The organism is Streptomyces sp. NPDC006552 (assembly GCF_040611655.1).
Taxonomy (GTDB): domain Bacteria; phylum Actinomycetota; class Actinomycetes; order Streptomycetales; family Streptomycetaceae; genus Streptomyces.
On sequence record NZ_JBEXOS010000081.1, the window covers coordinates 1 to 16,924 of the forward strand.

Sequence of the window (16,924 nt, forward strand, 5' to 3'; positions counted from 1 at the left end):
AGGTGAGCAGGCAGGGGTGGAGTGAACAGGCAGGGGTGAGCGCCCCTGGAGCATGCGGCTTCGCCGCAGCTCCCCGATGAGATGGCGCACGCAGTGCGCATCTCAGGGGCGCGGGGAACTGCGCGAGAAGCCCCACCGACCCGCAGCCGAAAAGCGGGGCGCACGTAGTGCGCCTTTTAGGGGCGCGGGGAACTGCGCGGGAAGGGCCATTGGGGCGCGGCCGGGGGAGTGGCCCGGGTTACTCCGGGAGGAGGGTCGTGCGGGACTGTTCCCGCAGCGCACGCACCATCTCCGTGACGGCGGGACGCCGAGACGTCTCCGCGCGCCAGAGGGCGTAGACCCGGCGCCGGGGGAGCGGATCGAGGCCCGCCACCGCGACACCCGGCGGGAGGGCGCCGCGGCCGAGGCGGGGGATGACCGCCACCCCGAGACCCGCCGCGACCAGCGCCACCAGCGTCGGGTTCTCGTCGGCCTGGTGCACGATCCGCGGCTCGTGCCCCGCGGAGCGCATCGTACGGACGAGCCAGTCGTGGCAGACCCGGCCCGGCGGCTGCGACACCCACCGCTCGCCGCCCAACTCCTCGCGCCGCACCGCAGGCCGCCCGGCCAGCGGATGCCCGGCCGGGACGAGCAGATCGCACAGGTCCTCGCCGAGGACGGCCTGCTCCACCCCGGCCGGGGCGGGCAGTGGCGCGATGTCCCAGTCGTGCGCGACGGCCAGATCGACGGCGCCCTTGGCGACAAGGTCCACCGACAGGTGCGGGTCGACCTCGGTGAGCCGCACGTCGAGCGCCGGATGGCCGGCGGCGAGCCCGGCGAGCGCGGCCGGCAGCAACCCGCGCGCCGCCGACGGGAACGCGGCGACCGTCAACCGCCCGGCGGGCACCCCGCGCCGCTCCTCGATGCCGGTCTCGGCGCGCTCCAGGAAGGCCATCAACTCCCGTGCCACTGCCGCCAGTTCGTGCGCCTCGTCGGTGAGTCTGACGCCGCGCCCGGCCCGTTCGAGCAGCACCGTCCTGGTCTCCCGCTCCAGCTTCGCGATCTGCTGGGAGACGGCGGACGGGGTGTACCCGAGGGCGGCAGCGGCGGCTCCGACGGTGCCGTGGACAGAGACGGCGTGCAGTGCGCGCAGCCGCTGGACGTCGAGCACGCGGGCCCCCTCGCCGGCGTCGGCGCCTGCGCGCCGCGCCCTGGATCGGATGTAGCAGTGCTTCATCCAACCATGGAGCAATCATCGCTGGTGCTACACAGTCATGGCGCCGATGCTCGACGCATGAGACCCGCGCACACCGGCCTCGCCGTCCTCGTCGCCGCCCTGTGGGGCGTGAACTTCGTCGTCATCGACATCGGCCTCGGCCATTTCCCGCCCCTGCTCTTCTGCGCCCTGCGCTTCCTGCTCGCCGCCTTCCCCGCGGTCCTGCTCGCCGGCCGCCCCCGCGTGCCGTGGCGCTGGATCGCCGGGGTCGGACTCGCCCTGGGCGTCGGCAAGTTCGGGCTGCTCTTCGTCGGCATGAACGCCGGGATGCCCGCCGGACTCTCCTCGCTCGTGCTCCAGGTGCAGTCCGTCTTCACGGCGCTGCTCGCCTTCGCGTTCCTCGGCGAGCGCCCCGGCCACGTCCGGGTGGCGGGCATGGCCGTGGCGCTCATGGGCATCGCGGTGGCGGCCGTGGACGAGGGCGGTTCGGGCCCGCTGGGTGCCTTCGCGCTCGTCCTGGTGGCGGCGGCGTTCTGGGGCGTGTCGAACGTGCTGACCCGCAAGGCGGCCCCCGACGCCCCGTTCACCTTCATGGTCTGGTCGAGCGCGGTCCCGGTCCTGCCGCTCCTCGCGCTCTCCCTCCTCTTCGAGGGGCCCGCCCGCGACGCCGCCGCGCTGACCTCCCTCGACCTGCCGGGCGCCGCCGCGATCGGCTACGTGGCCCTGGTCACCACGCTCTTCGGCTTCGGCGTCTGGAGCCGGCTGCTGCGCCGCTACGACGCCTCGACGGTCGCCCCGTACTCCCTCCTGGTCCCGGTCTTCGGCATGTCGTCGGCCGCCCTGTTCCTGCACGAGGACGTGACCCCGCTGCGCTGGTGCGCGGCGGGGCTCCTGGTCGCCGGCGTGGCGCTGACGAGCGTCCCGACGCGGCGCGGGGAACGGCGCGGGCGGCCACCACGACACCCCGCGCCCGGCGCCGCACCGCACGGGGCGGACGTTCAGCCGGACCCGGAACCTACGCCGACTCGTTGAGCAGCCGGGCCAGATACTCCCGCCCGCCGCCGAGGATCCCGGGGAGCGGCGCGGCCGACTCGTACCAGCGCGCCTCGTACTCCCAGCAGAGCCAGCCGTCCCAGCCCTCGCGGCTGAGCACCTCGACGCACTCGGCGAGCGGGAGCACCCCCGCGCCGAGCGCGAGCGGCGTCGTGTCGTCGGCCCCCGCGACGTCCTTGACCTGCACGTAACCGAGGTACGGGGAGAGCGCCGCGTAGGAGACCGAGGGCTGCTCGCCGCCCAGCCAGGTGTGCATGACGTCCCACAGCACACCGACGTTGCGGTGGCCGACCGGGCCGACGACGCGGGAGGCGTCGGCGCCGGTGCGGTGCGAGTCGTGCGTCTCCAGCAGGACCCGTACGTCCCGGTCGGCCGCGTACTCCGCGGCGACCCCGAGCCGGCGCGCCGCGACCGCGTCGGCATCCGCCCGGGCCGCGTCGTCGAGCCCGTCCCCGCCGCCGGGGAAGACCCGTACGTACGGCGCCCCGAGGTCGTGGGCGAGGTCGACGAGGGCGCGGACCTCGTCGAGCACGGGCGCGTCGTCCCCGGGCGCCGCGACCCGCGCGTACCCCGCGACAGCCAGGATCTCGACCCCCGCGGCCTTGAAGGCGTGGACCGCCTCGGCCCGCGCGGCCGCGTCGAGGCCCGGGTGGACCGGCTCCTCGGGATGGGCGCGCAGCTCCACACCGTGGAAGCCGTGCGCGGTCGCGAGGCTGAGGACGTCGGCCAGCGGCAGGCCGGGGACACCGAGGGTGGAGAACGCCAGTTTCATGGGGCGGACCTTACCCGCGCTCACGCCCGTCACTCAGATCACTCGTGCGGCGCCGGCCGCGGCGACGCGGCGGACCGGGCGCGCGGCTCCGCCGCGTCGAGAGCGCCGCTCTGCTCCGGATGGGCCAGCTCAGAGCGGACTCGGGACTCCGTGAGGGTGTATGGGGCGTACAGGTGACGGCCGTAGCCGGGTGCGCCGCCGACGCTCGTGTAGATGCGGTCAAAGGAACGGATGCCCCGGACGGTCATGACTCACCTCGCGATGCCGGACGCGCCGGCTCACGGACGCGGCCGGGTGACGCGCTCAGGGACCCCGAAGGCGGCGTCCGGGCCGCGCCAGGCCGGCGGGTGCGGCCACGGACCGGACAGCCGGGGCGGTCGCGGGCGCCCCCGGGTCATGTCCGTGCCTGGGGCAGGTACAGCGGTTCAAGGGCGGCCCATGGGTCGGCCAGCCCCTTCCCGCATGTTGCGCCCGAGTTCACCGTTGGCCCCCTCCGCCGCACGTCGCACGGCCCGCACAGTGATCCCGGCGGCCCGTGGCGCACCGGCCCCCGCCCGGCCCGAACCGCCCGTCAGGACCACTCCACCCCCCAGGAGACGCCCCATGCCCGAACTGACCCGACGCAGGCTCCTCGGCTCGGCGGCCGGCGCCGCCGGCGGCGCCGCCGCGCTCTCGCTCCTGCCGCCCAGCGTGCAGAAGGCCGTCGCCGCGGGGCCGCCCCGCCAGGGTTCGCTGCGCGACATCGAGCACGTCGTGCTGCTCATGCAGGAGAACCGGTCCTTCGACCACTACTTCGGCACGCTCAAGGGTGTCCGCGGCTTCAACGACCCCGCCGCGCTCCAGCTGAGCACCGGCCGCTCGGTCTTCTACCAGCCCGACGCCGAGAACCCGAAGGGGTACCTCCTCCCCTTCCACCTCGACACGCACACCACCAGCGCCCAGGCCATCCCGTCCACCAGCCACGCCTGGACCGTCCAGCACGAGGCGTGGAACAACGGCGCCATGGACCAGTGGCTCCCCGCCCACCGCAAGGCCGACGGGGTCAACGGCCCGTACGTGATGGGCTATTACACCCGCAAGGACATCCCGTTCCAGTTCGCGCTGGCCGAGACCTTCACCATCTGCGACCACTACTTCTGCTCGGTCCTCGGCCCGACCTGGCCCAACCGCCTCTACTGGATGACGGGCACGATCGACCCGTCCGGCACCCGGGGCGGCCCGATCCTGAACAACAAGGCGCCCTCCCCGTACCGCTGGACGACGTACGCCGAGCGCCTCCAGGCGGCCGGCGTGAGCTGGAAGGTCTACCAGCAGGAGGACGACTACGGCTGCAACCTGCTGGAGCAGTTCGCCACCTTCAAGAACGCGCAGCCCGGCTCCGACCTCTACGAGCGAGGGGTGCGCCCCCAGCCCGAGGGCACCTTCGAGGACGACGCCCGCAACGACCGGCTCCCCGCGGTCAGCTGGATCATGCCGACGGGCTACCAGTCGGAGCACCCCGACTACCTGCCCGCCGCCGGAGCCGACTTCGTGTCCCGGAAGATCGAGGCCATCGCCGCCAACCCGAAGGTCTGGGCGAAGACCGCGTTCATCCTCAACTACGACGAGAACGACGGCCTCTTCGACCATGTGGCCCCGCCCACGCCGAAGGCGGGCACGGCCGATGAGTTCGTGGGCGGGCTGCCGGTCGGCGGCGGGTTCCGGGTCCCGGCGATCATCGTCTCGCCGTGGACGGTCGGCGGCTGGGTCGCCTCCGAGTCCTTCGACCACACCTCGGTGCTGCAGTTCCTGGAGAAGTTCACGGGCGTCGCGGAGCCCAACATCACCGACTGGCGCCGGTCCACCTTCGGCGACCTCACCTCGGCGTTCCGCTTCACGAACGCGACGCCGCAGGCGCCCCGGCTGCCCCAGGGCACGGCTGAGCAGTTGACGCAGGCCAAGGAGGACGTGGCGTCACTCCCCAAACCGACGCTGCCCGGAGCGGACCAGAATTTCCCCTACCAGGAACGAGGCCGCCGCCCACTGGTGTGATGGGCCCGCGCACCACCCCGGACGCACTGCGCGGGCCCCGCACCTCCGGGTTCGCGCAGTTCCCCGCGCCCCTGGGCAGTCACTCGTCCACGGCCCGGCGGGCCACCTCGCGCAGTTCCCCGCGCCCCTGAGATGCGCACTGCGTGCGCCATCTCATCGGGGAGCTGCGGCGAAGCCGCATGCTCCAGGGGCGCGGGGAACTGCGCGAGCAACCACAATGACGCCGCAGACGACACACAGCCCCGTAAGGGGCGCGGGGAACGGCGCGCCCGGCCCCCACCGACCCGCGCCCGGAGAACCACCGCAGCACCCCACCCCCACCCCTACCCCGTCAAACCCTCCGCGGAGCCCCCGTAGACCCCCGCACCATCAACTCCCCGCACACCACATCCACCCCACCCGCCGGCACCCCTTCCCGCCCCATCGCAATCCGCCCCGCCCGCCCCGCCGCCTCCGCCAGAGGCAACCGCACCGTCGTCAGCGCGGGCACCGCGTCCACGCTGAAGGGAAGATCGTCGAACCCCGCCACCGACACGTCCTCGGGAATCCGCAGCCCCGCCTCCCGCAACGCCGCACACGCCCCCAGTGCCACCGTGTCATTGGCCGCGACCACGGCGGTCAACTCCGGCTCCGCCCGCAGCAGTTCGTTCGTCGCCGCATACCCGGCCGCACGGTCGTAGGGGCCGTGCACCACCAGCCCGTCCGACTCCGTGACGCCCGCGTCCGCGAGCGCCGCCCGGTGGCCCTCCAGGCGGTGCCGGGTCGTCGTGCGCTCCTGGGGGCCCGCCACGTAACCGATCCGGCGGTGCCCGAGGGAGAGCAGATGACCGGTCAGCTCCCGCGCCCCGCCCCGGTTGTCGAAGGTCAGCGCCGCCGCGTCCGTCTCCGGCACCGGCGGCCGCCCGCACAGCACCACACGGGTGCCGGCCTCCGCCAGGCGCCGCAGCTTGTTGGCGACCGCGGCGACGTGGCCCGCGTCCTCGATGGCCCCGCCGGTGAGGACGACCGCCGCCGCCCGCTGGCGCTGGAGCAGGGTCAGATAGGTCAGCTCGCGCTCCGGCGAGCCGCCCGTGTTGCAGACCACCGCGAGCCGCTCCCCGCCGGCCCGGCCGCCGGGCCCGACGATCTCCGACTGGACCGCGGAGGCCATGATCCCGAAGAAGGGGTCGGCGATGTCGTTGACGAGGACCCCGACCAGGTCGGAGGTGGCCGCGGCGAGGGCGCTGGCCGGGCCGTTGAGCACGTAGTCGAGGTCGTCCACGGCCTTGAGCACCCGCTCGCGGGTGGCCGCGGCGACCGGGTAGTTGCCGTTCAGCACCCGCGAGACGGTGGCGGGGGACACCTGCGCGCGGGCGGCCACGTCCGCCAGGGTCACGGTCATCGAGTCATCCTCCGTCGACGGCCGGACGCGCGCCTGTCCTCGGCGGGCCCCGGCCGGTCTGGTATCCGCTCTTGTCCGAGCGGCTGTGCAGAGGCTAGCTTCTTTCCACGTAGAAAGCGCTTGCTGCCGCGACCGTGGCAGGCGCGCACAGGCGCATGCCGACGGACCGGTCACCGTACGGCGGGCCGGCCGGGACGAGGCAGGACGAAGGGACTCACGTGACACGCAAGACGGTGCGCATCGCCATGAACGGTGTGACGGGGCGCATGGGCTACCGCCAGCACCTCGTCCGCTCGCTGCTGGCCCTGCGCGAGCAGGGCGGGCTCGACCTCGGCGACGGCACGGTGCTGTGGCCCGAGCCGGTCCTCGTGGGCCGCCGCGCGCACGCGCTGCGCGCGCTCGCCGCCAAGCACGGCCTGCCCGAGGAGAACATCTCCACCGACGTCGACGCCGTCCTCGCCGACGACAGCATCGACATCTTCTTCGATGCCGCGATGACCTCCGGCCGCGAGGAGGTCCTCAAGAAGGCGATCGCCGCGGGCAAGCACGTCTACACCGAGAAGCCGACCGCCACCGGTCTCGACGGCGCCCTGGAGCTGGCCCGGCTCGCCAAGGACACGGGCGTCAGGTCCGGCGTCGTCCAGGACAAGATCTTCCTGCCGGGGCTGCTCAAACTGAAGCGGCTCATCGACGGCGGCTTCTTCGGCAAGATCCTGTCCGTGCGCGGCGAGTTCGGCTACTGGGTCTTCGAGGGCGACTGGCAGGAGGCGCAGCGCCCCAGCTGGAACTACCGCGCCGAGGACGGCGGCGGCATCGCCGTCGACATGTTCCCGCACTGGGAGTACGTGCTGCACGAGCTGTTCGGCCGGGTCGCCTCCGTGCAGGCGCTGGTCACCACGCACATCCCGCAGCGCTGGGACGAGAGCGGCAAGCCCTACGACGCCACCGCCGACGACGCCGCGTACGGCGTCTTCGAGCTGGAGGGCGGCGTCGTCGCGCAGATCAACTCCTCCTGGACGGTGCGCGTCAACCGCGACGAGCTGGTCGAGTTCCAGGTCGACGGCACCGAGGGCTCCGCCGTCGCCGGACTGCGCAACTGCCGTGTCCAGCACCGCAGCGCGACACCGAAGCCGGTCTGGAACCCGGACATCCCCGCCACCTACTCCTTCCGCGACCAGTGGCAGGAGGTGCCCGACAACACCGAGTTCGACAACGGCTTCAAGGCGCAGTGGGAGCTGTTCCTCAAGCACGTGTACACCGACGCGCCCTACCACTGGGACCTGCTGGCCGGCGCCCGCGGCGTCCAACTCGCCGAGCTGGGCCTGAAGTCGTCCGCCGAGGGCCGCCGCATCGACGTACCGGAGATCACGCTGTGACCCTGCGACTCCCCGACGCCACGGGCGCGCTGCGGACCTACGAACCGCGCACCACGCCCCTCGCCCTCGACACCGGCGCGCCGTTCACCTCCCGGGTCGTCTTCTCGGCGGCGCACGTCGTCGCCGACCCGTTCGCCGACACGCACCCCGGCGCCCCGGCCGCCGTCGACTGGGACGCCACCCTCGCCTTCCGCCGCCACCTGTGGGCGCACGGGCTCGGGGTCGCCGAGGCGATGGACACCGCGCAGCGCGGCATGGGCCTGGACTGGGGGAGCGCCGCCGAACTCATCCGGCGCTCCGCGGCCGAGGCGAAGGCCGTCGGCGGGCGCATCGCGTGCGGCGTCGGCACCGACCAGCTCACCGGCCCCGCCGACCTGGCGGGCGTACGCGCCGCCTACGAGGAACAGCTCGCGCTCGTGGAGGGGACGGGCGCGCAGGCGATCCTCATGGCGTCCCGCGCTCTGGCCGCCGCCGCCCGCGGCCCCGAGGACTACCTGGAGGTCTACGGGCACCTGCTGCGCCAGTCCGCCGAACCCGTCGTCCTGCACTGGCTCGGCCCCATGTTCGACCCGGCGCTCGACGGCTACTGGGGCTCCACCGACCTGGACGCCGCGACGGAGACCTTCCTCGACGTCATCGCCGCGCACCCGGACAAGGTCGACGGCATCAAGGTGTCGCTGCTCGACGCCGGGCGTGAGGTCGAGCTGCGCCGCCGCCTCCCGAGAGGCGTGCGCTGCTACACCGGCGACGACTTCCACTACCCCGAGCTGATCGCCGGTGACGAGCGCGGCTTCAGCCACGCGCTGCTCGGCATCTTCGACCCGCTCGGCCCGCTCGCCGCCCAGGCCGTACGGGTCCTGGACACCGGCGACGCGAAGGGCTTCCGCGAACTCCTCGACCCGACCGTCGAGTTGTCCCGCCACCTCTTTCAGACCCCGACCCGCTACTACAAGACCGGCGTCGTCCTCCTGGCCTGGCTCGCCGGGCACCAGGACCACTTCGCCATGGTCGGCGGTCTGCAGTCCGCCCGCTCGCTGCCGCACTTCGCGACGGCCTACGAACTCGCCGACGGCCTGGGCCTCTTCCCGCGCCCGGAGCTGGCCGAGGCCCGGATGAAGCACCTGCTCGCCCTGTACGGAGTCACCTCATGAGCCCCGCCGACCCCCGCTTCTCCCTCAACCAGATGACGGTCAAGCAGCTCGCCCTGCCCGAACTCGTCGCGGCCTGCGCCGAGTCCGGCGTCCAGTCCGTCGGCACCTGGCGCGCGCCCGTGCAGGCGTACGGCGTCGAGGCGGCGGCCGCGCTGCTCAAGGGCGCGGGCCTGACCGTCTCCACGCACTGCCGCGGCGGCTTCCTCACCGCCGCCGACCCGGCCGGGCGCAAGGCCGCGATCGAGGACAACAAGCGCGCCGTCGACGAGGCCGTCACCCTCGGCACGGACGTTCTCGTCCTCGTCTCCGGCGGGCTCCCGGCCGGATCGCACGACCTGGCGGGCGCCCGCGAGCGGATCGCCGACGCGCTCACCGAACTCGCCCCGTACGCCGCGGAGAAGGGGGTGCGCCTCGCCATCGAGCCGCTGCACCCGATGTACGCGGCCGACCGCTGCGTGGTCTCGACGCTCGGACAGGCCCTGGACATCGCCGAGCGGTTCCCCGCGCACCAGGTCGGCGTCTGCGTGGACACGTACCACATCTGGTGGGACGACCGGGCGCCCGAGCAGATCGCGCGGGCCGGGGCGCAGGGGCGGATCGCGGCGTTCCAGCTGGCGGACTGGACGACACCGCTGCCCGAGGGCGTGCTCAACGGACGCGGCCAGCTCGGGGACGGCGCCGTCGACCTGCGCCGCTGGCGCGCTCTGGTCGAGGAGCAGGGCTACGCCGGGCCGATCGAGGTCGAGCTGTTCAACGACGGGCTGTGGGCGCGCGACGGCCGCGAGGTGCTGGTGGAGACGGTGGCCAGGTTCGCGGAGCACGCCTGCTGAGAATCCCGGAAAGAAAACGCTCCGCGGCCGTGCAACCTTTCCGTCCGCCGCCGGTCTAACGTGCGTCAGGACTTTCGGAGGGGGATCTGGGGGGATCGAGGAAGTCCGGACGGAGGGGGAAGGCCCGAGGGGCCCGGTCCGCGGACCGGGCCCCTCGTCGGTTCCGGATCACCCCCGGACGGCCGGCCTCAGAAGAAGACGCCGCACCGCAGCAGCACGTTCGCGTACGGCCGCGCCTCCCCGGTCCGCACGATCAGGCGCGCGCCCGCGGAGAGCCGCTTCAGCTCCTCGTGCGGGACGAAGCCCAGCTCCGGGACGCGCTCCCGGAGCAGCTCGGCCGCCGCCGGGTTGGCCGCGCGCACCTCGTGCGCGGCCGTGCCCGCCTCGATCACCAGCTCGTCGAGGAGCCCGTCGAGGACCTCCGCGAACGCGGGGACCCCGGCCCGGAAAGCGAGGTCGACGACGCGCGGCCCGGCCGGGACGGGCAGCCCCGCGTCGCATATGAGCACCCCGTCCCCGTGCCCCAGCTCGGCCACGGCGCCCGCCAGATGACGGTTGAGAATGCCGGACCTCTTCACAGCGCCGCGACCTCTTCCGCGGTCGGGTACGACGCCTGCGCGCCCTCCTTGGTGACGGCGGCCGCGCCGACCCGGGCCGCGTACGCCGCGGCCTCGGTGAGCGAGGCGCCGGTCCCGAGCCGCCAGCCGAGCGCCGCCGTGAACGCGTCCCCGGCGCCTGTCGTGTCCACCGCCCCGACCTTCACCGACGCCACCCGCGACGTACCCGAAGCGTCCGCGACGAGCGCGCCCTCGGAGCCGAGCGTGACGACGACCGAGCGCGGGCCGAGCGCGAGCAGCGCCCGCGCCCACTCCTCGGGCCCCCCGGCGGTGTCCGCGCCGAGCACCACACGGGCCTCGTGCTCGTTCACGATCAGCGGGTCGCAGACCGCGAGGACCTCGTCCGGCAGCGGCGCGGGCGGCGAGGGGTTCAGCACGAGCCGGGCCCCGTCGGCGAGCGAACGCGCGACCTGCGCGACCGTCTCCAGCGGGATCTCCAGGAGCGTGGAGACGACCCGGGCGCCCGCGAACAGTTCGCCCGCGGCCCGTACGTCGTCCGGTGTCAGCCGCCCGTTCGCCCCCGGCGACACCACGATGGAGTTGTCCCCGGACGGGTCGACGGTGATCAGCGCGACCCCGGTGGGCGCCCCGCCGACCAGGACGCCGGACGTGTCGACGCCCGCCGACTCCATCGACTCCCGCAGCAGCCTCCCGTGCCCGTCGTCACCGACCCGCGCGAGCAGCGCCGTACGGGCGCCCAGCCTGGCGGCGGCGACCGCCTGGTTGGCGCCCTTGCCGCCCGGGTGGACGGCCAGGTCGGAGCCGAGGACGGTCTCCCCGGCGGCCGGCCGGCGCTCGACGCCCACCACCAGGTCGGCGTTGGCCGACCCGACGACGAGGAGGTCGTACGTGTTCATGCTGTGCCTTTCTTCGTACGTCTGTGCAAAGAGTACGAGGGTGTCATTCGAAGTCGGCCGCGTTCTTCTCCGTCACGACCTTCACCGGCACCTTCACCGCGTCCGCGATCTTCTTGCCCTGCGCCGCCTTCAGCGCGTTGCGCACCGCGATCTCACCGAGTTCGCGCGGCTGCTGGGCCACCGAGGCGTACATCGTGCCCGCGGCGACCGCCTTGATCCCGTCGGCCTCGCCGTCGAAGCCGATCACCGGCACCGACTTCCCGGCCTTGCTGCCGAGCGCCTTGATCGCGCCGAGCGCCATCTCGTCGTTGGCGGCGATCACACCCTGCACGTCCGGGTGCGACTGGAGCAGGTTCGACATCACGTCGAGGCCCTTGGTGCGGTCGAAGTCGGCGGGCTGCTGCGCGACGACCTTGATGCCGGGGTACGCCTTGAGCCCCTTCGCGAAGCCCTCCGCGCGCTCCCGGGCCGCGGACGTGCCGGCCTGGCCCTGAAGGATGACGATCTTGCCCTTGCCGCCGAGCTTGTCCGCCATCGTCTTCGCGGACAGCACGCCGCCCGCGACGTTGTCGGAGGCCACGAGGGTGGCGACCTTGCCCTTGTTCACCCCGCGGTCCACGGCGACGACGGGGGTGCCGTCGTCGTTGGCCGCCTTCACCGAATTGCCCGCGGCCTCCGAGTCGACCGGGTTGAGGATGACCGCGTCCAGGCTCGAACTGGCGAAGTTCTGCAACTGGTTGGCCTGCTGCGAGGCGTCGTTCTGCGCGTCGGTGACCCGCAGGTCCACGCCGAGCTTCTCGGCCTCGGCCTGGGCGCCGGCCCGGATCTGCACGAAGAACGGGTTGTTCAGCGTGGAGAGCGCCAGACCCACCTTCGGCTTGTCCGCGCCGGACGAGCCGCCGTGCAGGAACGACGTGGCGCCGACGACCGCGACGGTCACCACGGCCGCGAGGCCGTACGTGAGCGCCTGCCTGCCCTTGCCGCCGCCGCCCGCGCCCGCGGCCGCCGGGGTGGCCCCGGCCTTGCGGCGCAGCGTGTCCAGGAGCACGGCGAGCGCGATGACCACGCCGATGACGACCTGCTGCCAGAACGCGGACACGTTCAGGAGGTTGAGGCCGTTGCGCAGCACCGCCAGAATCAGCGCGCCGATCAGGGTGCCCGACGCCTTGCCGGTGCCGCCCGCGAGCGAGGCGCCGCCGATGACGACGGCAGCGATCGCGTCCAGCTCGTAGCCGTCGGCGGCCTGCGGCTGCGCCGAGGAGAGCCGGGAGGCGAGCACGATGCCCGCGGCGGCGGCGAAGAGGCCGGACAGCGCGTAGATGACGAGCTTCTGCTTCTTCACCCGCAGGCCCGACAGGCGCGCGGCCTCCTCGTTGCCGCCGATCGCGTACATCGAGCGTCCTATGTACGTCCGGCCGAGGACGACGGCCGCGACGACCCCCATCACGATCATCACGAGCACCGGCACCGGCAGCCAGCCGCCGAGCGTGTCGCCCAGGTGCGAGACCGAGTCGGGGAACGGGATCGGCGAGCCGTCCGAGAGCACGAGCGCGAGCCCGCGGCCCACCGACAGCATGGCCAGCGTCGCGATGAACGGCGGCAGCTTCCCGTACGCGATGAGGAAGCCGTTGACCAGGCCCGCCACCACGCCCGTGGCGACGGCGAGGACCACCGCGAGGACCACCGGCACCCCGTGGTTCGTGGCGCTCCACGCGAGGACGGTCGCCGACAGGGCGGCCACCGAACCCACCGACAGGTCGATGCCCGCCGAGACGATCACGAAGGTGACACCGAAGGCGAGGATGGCGGTCACGGCCGCCTGCACGCCGATGTTGAGCAGGTTGTCGGTGGTCAGGAAATCACCGGAGAGCGCCGACAGGGCGATCACCAGGACGATCAGCGCGGTCAGCGCGCCGTTGTCGAGCAGCAGGCGGCGGATGGCCGCGGCGCTCGTGCGCGACGGGCCCGCCGCGTTCTTCCGGGACGTGTCAGTGGCCACGACGGGCCTCGCTTTCCTTGGTCGTGGGGGTGCTGACGGCGAGCGCCATCACGGAGTCCTGGGTGGCGTCGGCGGCGGCGAGTTCACCGGCGACGCGCCCGTGCGCCATCACCAGGACGCGGTCGCTCATGCCGAGGACCTCGGGCAGATCGCTGGAGATCATGAGCACGGCGTGCCCGGCGGCGGTCAGCTCGTTGATCAGCTGGTAGATCTCGACCTTCGCGCCGACGTCGATACCGCGCGTCGGCTCGTCGAGGATCAGTACCTTGACGTCGGCGAGCAGCCATTTGCCGATGACGACCTTCTGCTGGTTGCCGCCGGACAGGGTGCGCACGTGCTGGTGCAGTCCCGCCATCCGCACGCCCAGCTGGGCGGCGATCCGCCCGGCGGCCGCGTACTGGCCCTTGAGGTCGACGAAGCCGCCCCGGGTGGCCGTCCGCAGGGTCACGAGCCCCAGGTTCTCCGCCACCGACTGGTCGAGCACCAGGCCCTGGCCCTTGCGGTCCTCGGGCACGAGCCCGACCCCGGCGGCCATCGCGGCGTTCACGTCGTGCCGGGGCAGCGGCGCACCGCCCACCTCGACCCGGCCCGCGTCGTAGGGGTCGGCGCCGAAGACGGCCCGCGCCACCTCCGTACGTCCCGCGCCGACGAGCCCGGCGATGCCGACGACCTCACCGGCCCGCACCTCGAAACTCACGTCCTGGAAGACGCCGTCCCGGGTCAGCCCCTCGACCTTCAGCAGCGCGGCGCCCCTCTCGGGCCGCTCGCGCGGGTACTGCTGCTCGATGGAGCGCCCGACCATGAGCCGGACCAGCTCGTCCTCCGAGGTCGCGGCGGGAACCTGGCCCACGCTGCGGCCGTCCCGGATGACGGTGACCCGGTCGCCGAGCGCGGCGATCTCCTCCAGGTGGTGGGTGATGAAGACGACGCCGACCCCGTCCGCGCGCAGCGCCCGCACGATCGCGAAGAGCTTCTCCACCTCCTCGGAGGTGAGCACGGCGGTCGGTTCGTCCATGATCAGCACGCGCGCGTCCAGGCTGAGCGCCTTGGCGATCTCCACCATCTGGAGCCGGGCGATGCCGAGTTCCCGCACTCGCGCGCGGGGCGACACGCTGACGCCCACGCGCGCGAGGAGCGCTTCCGCGTCGGCCTCCATCTTCGTGCGGTCGATGAGACCGAAGCGGCGCGGCTGGCGCCCCAGGAAGATGTTCTCGGCCACGGTCAGGTCCGGGACGAGGTTGAACTCCTGGTAGATCGTGGCGATCCCGAGCCGTTCGGCGTCCTGCGCGCCCTGGATGCGGACCTGCTCGCCGCCGACCGTGATGCGGCCCGAGTCGGGGGTGTAGGCGCCGGAGAGCATCTTGATCAGCGTGCTCTTGCCGGCTCCGTTCTCCCCGAGCAGGACGTGCACCTCGCCGCGGCGCAGGTCGAAGTCGACGCTGTCGAGCGCGACGACACCGGGGAAGGTCTTCCGTATCCCTTCGATACGCAGCAACTCGTCCGGGTTGCGCGGCTGTTTCACCGGGCTCTCCTCTCCGTTGAGGTGGGCGGTTGGGAAGTACGCGGCTCGCCGCACGAGTGCCGTACGACGAGGTGGGCGGGGAGCGTCACCGACGCGGGCGGCCTGCCCTCGATGCGGTCGACCAGCGCGCGCACCGCGGCCCGCCCCAGCTCCGTGGTCGGCTGGGCGATCGCGGTGACCGGCGGGTCGGTGTGCACGAACCAGGGGATGTCGTCGAACGCGGCGAGCGCGATGTCGTCCGGGACGCGAAGCCCGCGCGCTCGGATCGCGTCGAGCGCGCCGAGCGCCATCAGGTTGTCGGCCGCGAAGACCACCTCGGGCGGCTCGGGCAGGTCCAGGAACCCGTCCGTCACGCGGCGCCCGCTGCCCGCCTGGAAGTCGCCCTGCCCTATGTAGGCGTCCGGCAGCTCGATCGCGTACGAGGCGAGCGCCTCCCGGAACGCGGCGACGCGCTCGCTGCCCGTCGTGGTGGCCGCCGGGCCCGCGATGATGGCGAGCCTGCGGTGGCCGAGCCGGTGCAGGTGCGCGACGAGGGCGGCGATCGCGGCCCGGCCGTCGGAGCGCACCACCGGCACGTCCACGCCGGCGATCCACCGGTCGACGAAGACCATCGGGGTGCCGCCCCGGGCCGCCTCCAGCATCAGCGGGGAGCCGCCGTCGGTGGGGGAGACCAGGAGCCCGTCGATCCGCCGGTCCAGCAGGGTCCGTACGTGGTGGTCCTGGAGGTCGGGCCGCTCGTCGGCGTTGCCGATGATCACGCTGTAGCCGAGGGCGCGGGCCTCCTCCTCGACCGAGCGGGCCAGCTCGGTGAAGTACGGGTTCAGGACGTCGCTGATGACCAGGCCGAGGGTGCGGGTCTGGTCGGTGCGCAGGGAGCGGGCGACGGCGTTGGGCCGGTAGCCGAGGGACTCCACGGCGGCCAGCACCCGGGACCGCGCGGCCGGGCTGACGGACGGGTGGCTGTTCAGGACGCGGGAGACCGTGGCGACGGAGACCCCGGCCGCGGCCGCGACGTCCTTGATGCTCGCGCTCGACGGCATCGCGGGCCACCTCCTTGTGGCTGCGTGGAATCGATTACATGAACCTTCACGGAGGATTGGAATCGATTACACGAGGTGCTGGCAAGAGGGATTCCGGTTCTCGTGACCGGATCGTGATGTGCGGGGGACGGAAGGGCGGGTGTTGTCGGTGGGGCATGCCAAGGTGGGGCAGGGGGTTGAGAGGTACGCCGACCCGGCGGCGCACGCGGACCGGGTCAAGAAGAGCGCCGAACCGGCGACGATCGGAGACCAGGACCGTGAACCACGCGCAGCTCACCGCACTCGGACGCGCACTGCGCCTGCTCGGAGAGCACGGCGACACCCTGACGGGTGACACCTCCGAAGCCAAGCTCCATGAGGTGCGCGGCGACGTGAAGCGGGCCCTGGAACTGCTCGACGACACGGTCACCGGCTCGGCGCCCACCACCCGCTGCCCCGAGCACCCGCAGGGCGCGGTCGACGCGTCGGCCCCCGACCTGTGCCTGATCTGCGAGACCCGCCGCCGCCAGGCGCGCCGCTCGGAGTACGGGGGCGGCCCCGCCCACCCGCGCGCCGACGAGCAGCCTGTGATGTCGCGCTACGGCACGCGCGAGGACCGCCCCCAGCCCCAGCAGCGCTGGATCCCGGAGATGTGGAACGGGCAGGTGTGGCAGCTGTGCGGCACCCCGCGCCACGACCGGCGCGAGGCGGAGCTGTACCTGGCGGCACAGCGCCGCCGCCCGGACGCGGCGATGGCCTACCGCCTGGTGCACGAGTTCACCGACTACGAGGTCGTGCGGGTGTGGGGCACGCCCGTGAAGGTCGAGGTCAAGCCGATGGGCGGGATCTGACCGCAGGCGCGGCCAGGCCCCGCCGGCCGTCAGCGGCCGCGGTCCTCCGTGAGGGTCTGCGCGACCAGGGCGTTGGCGTGCCCGTGCCCGAGGCCGTGCTCGGCCTTGAGCCAGGCGACCAGCTCCATGTGCTTGGTCAGCGGCGAGGACCGGACCAGCTCCTGCCAGTGGGAGACCGGCTGCCCGTACGTCTTCTCGATGGAGGGGAAGTAGCTGGCGGGGCCCTTGGGGCTGGTCATGGCGGGTTCCTGTCGGCCGGGGCGGACGGTG

The 16,924-nt window shown here is 73.3% G+C and carries 15 protein-coding genes and 1 pseudogene; 6 read left to right on the plus strand and 10 right to left on the minus strand.

From position 1 onward, the window contains the following. Window positions 1–238: 238 nt before the first annotated feature. A complete protein-coding gene (locus ABZY33_RS31855) occupies window positions 239–1,150 on the minus strand; it encodes a LysR family transcriptional regulator (RefSeq protein ID WP_356495189.1) in 912 nt (303 codons plus the stop codon). A gap of 123 nt (window positions 1,151–1,273) precedes the next feature. On the opposite strand from ABZY33_RS31855, the gene ABZY33_RS31860 reads away from it, so the two are divergent. Further along, window positions 1,274–2,227, plus strand: a complete 954-nt coding sequence (locus ABZY33_RS31860; protein ID WP_356495190.1) for an EamA family transporter — start codon at window positions 1,274–1,276, stop codon at window positions 2,225–2,227. Here ABZY33_RS31860 and ABZY33_RS31865 read toward each other — a convergent pair. Then, window positions 2,211–3,020 (minus strand): sugar phosphate isomerase/epimerase family protein, encoded by an 810-nt coding sequence (locus ABZY33_RS31865; protein ID WP_356495191.1) that lies wholly within the window; start codon window positions 3,018–3,020, stop codon window positions 2,211–2,213. The two genes, ABZY33_RS31860 and ABZY33_RS31865, sit on opposite strands and share 17 nt — an antisense overlap. A gap of 95 nt (window positions 3,021–3,115) precedes the next feature. After that, window positions 3,116–3,268: pseudogene (locus tag ABZY33_RS31870) on the minus strand (MarR family transcriptional regulator); the annotation flags it as partial. A gap of 355 nt (window positions 3,269–3,623) precedes the next feature. Between ABZY33_RS31870 and ABZY33_RS31875 the strand changes: the two are divergent. After that, window positions 3,624–5,051, plus strand: coding sequence for an alkaline phosphatase family protein (locus tag ABZY33_RS31875; RefSeq protein WP_356495192.1), 1,428 nt, complete (start codon window positions 3,624–3,626; stop codon window positions 5,049–5,051). 331 nt (window positions 5,052–5,382) lie between these two features. Here the strand turns inward: ABZY33_RS31875 and ABZY33_RS31880 are convergent, their stop codons facing one another. Then, window positions 5,383–6,432, minus strand: a complete 1,050-nt coding sequence (locus ABZY33_RS31880; RefSeq protein ID WP_356495193.1) for a LacI family DNA-binding transcriptional regulator — start codon at window positions 6,430–6,432, stop codon at window positions 5,383–5,385. A gap of 218 nt (window positions 6,433–6,650) precedes the next feature. Here ABZY33_RS31880 and ABZY33_RS31885 point away from each other — a divergent pair, with 218 nt between their 5' ends. From ABZY33_RS31885 to ABZY33_RS31895, 3 genes are read left to right on the plus strand one after another with little or no spacing between them, the layout of a single operon-like run. Further along, a complete protein-coding gene (locus tag ABZY33_RS31885; RefSeq protein ID WP_356495194.1) occupies window positions 6,651–7,808 on the plus strand; it encodes a Gfo/Idh/MocA family oxidoreductase in 1,158 nt (385 codons plus the stop codon). After that, complete coding sequence (locus ABZY33_RS31890; RefSeq protein WP_356495195.1) at window positions 7,805–8,959, plus strand: dihydrodipicolinate synthase family protein; 1,155 nt, start codon at window positions 7,805–7,807, stop codon at window positions 8,957–8,959. The genes ABZY33_RS31885 and ABZY33_RS31890 overlap by 4 nt, the downstream gene beginning before the upstream one ends. Then, window positions 8,956–9,789 carry a sugar phosphate isomerase/epimerase family protein gene (locus ABZY33_RS31895; RefSeq protein WP_356495196.1) on the plus strand — a complete coding sequence of 278 codons (834 nt, stop codon included), beginning with the start codon at window positions 8,956–8,958 and terminating at the stop codon, window positions 9,787–9,789. Before ABZY33_RS31890 ends, ABZY33_RS31895 begins: the two co-directional genes overlap by 4 nt. A gap of 188 nt (window positions 9,790–9,977) precedes the next feature. Here ABZY33_RS31895 and rbsD read toward each other — a convergent pair whose 3' ends face one another. From rbsD to ABZY33_RS31920, 5 genes are read right to left on the minus strand one after another with little or no spacing between them, the layout of a single operon-like run. After that, window positions 9,978–10,367 carry a D-ribose pyranase gene (gene rbsD / locus ABZY33_RS31900; protein WP_356495197.1) on the minus strand — a complete coding sequence of 130 codons (390 nt, stop codon included), beginning with the start codon at window positions 10,365–10,367 and terminating at the stop codon, window positions 9,978–9,980. Then, entirely contained in the window at window positions 10,364–11,263 is a 900-nt protein-coding gene (locus ABZY33_RS31905) for a ribokinase (RefSeq protein ID WP_356495198.1), read from the minus strand. Before ABZY33_RS31905 ends, rbsD begins: the two co-directional genes overlap by 4 nt. Before the next feature lie 43 nt (window positions 11,264–11,306). Further along, entirely contained in the window at window positions 11,307–13,262 is a 1,956-nt protein-coding gene (locus ABZY33_RS31910; RefSeq protein ID WP_356495199.1) for a substrate-binding domain-containing protein, read from the minus strand. Continuing rightward, a complete protein-coding gene (locus ABZY33_RS31915) occupies window positions 13,252–14,784 on the minus strand; it encodes a sugar ABC transporter ATP-binding protein (RefSeq protein ID WP_356495200.1) in 1,533 nt (510 codons plus the stop codon). The genes ABZY33_RS31910 and ABZY33_RS31915 overlap by 11 nt, the downstream gene beginning before the upstream one ends. Continuing rightward, window positions 14,781–15,824: a LacI family DNA-binding transcriptional regulator gene (locus ABZY33_RS31920; protein WP_356495201.1), complete on the minus strand. Its 1,044-nt coding sequence runs from the start codon at window positions 15,822–15,824 to the stop codon at window positions 14,781–14,783. The genes ABZY33_RS31915 and ABZY33_RS31920 overlap by 4 nt, the downstream gene beginning before the upstream one ends. Before the next feature lie 257 nt (window positions 15,825–16,081). Between ABZY33_RS31920 and ABZY33_RS31925 the strand changes: the two genes are divergently transcribed. Further along, complete coding sequence (locus ABZY33_RS31925) at window positions 16,082–16,654, plus strand: hypothetical protein (protein ID WP_356495202.1); 573 nt, start codon at window positions 16,082–16,084, stop codon at window positions 16,652–16,654. 29 nt (window positions 16,655–16,683) lie between these two features. Here the strand turns inward: ABZY33_RS31925 and ABZY33_RS31930 are convergent, their stop codons facing one another. Further along, complete coding sequence (locus ABZY33_RS31930) at window positions 16,684–16,893, minus strand: DUF4287 domain-containing protein (protein ID WP_356495203.1); 210 nt, start codon at window positions 16,891–16,893, stop codon at window positions 16,684–16,686. Window positions 16,894–16,924 lie beyond the last annotated feature (31 nt).

What these genes read in the sequence shown, in the direction of transcription:
- ABZY33_RS31860 (WP_356495190.1), top strand. Translation starts at nt 1,274, where the DNA reads ATGAGACCCGCGCACACCGGCCTCGCCGTCCTCGTCGCCGCCCTGTGG.
- ABZY33_RS31865 (WP_356495191.1), bottom strand. Translation starts at nt 3,020, where the DNA reads ATGAAACTGGCGTTCTCCACCCTCGGTGTCCCCGGCCTGCCGCTGGCC.
- ABZY33_RS31875 (WP_356495192.1), top strand. Translation starts at nt 3,624, where the DNA reads ATGCCCGAACTGACCCGACGCAGGCTCCTCGGCTCGGCGGCCGGCGCC.
- ABZY33_RS31880 (WP_356495193.1), bottom strand. Translation starts at nt 6,432, where the DNA reads ATGACCGTGACCCTGGCGGACGTGGCCGCCCGCGCGCAGGTGTCCCCC.
- ABZY33_RS31895 (WP_356495196.1), top strand. Translation starts at nt 8,956, where the DNA reads ATGAGCCCCGCCGACCCCCGCTTCTCCCTCAACCAGATGACGGTCAAG.
- ABZY33_RS31905 (WP_356495198.1), bottom strand. Translation starts at nt 11,263, where the DNA reads ATGAACACGTACGACCTCCTCGTCGTCGGGTCGGCCAACGCCGACCTG.
- ABZY33_RS31920 (WP_356495201.1), bottom strand. Translation starts at nt 15,824, where the DNA reads ATGCCGTCGAGCGCGAGCATCAAGGACGTCGCGGCCGCGGCCGGGGTC.
- ABZY33_RS31930 (WP_356495203.1), bottom strand. Translation starts at nt 16,893, where the DNA reads ATGACCAGCCCCAAGGGCCCCGCCAGCTACTTCCCCTCCATCGAGAAG.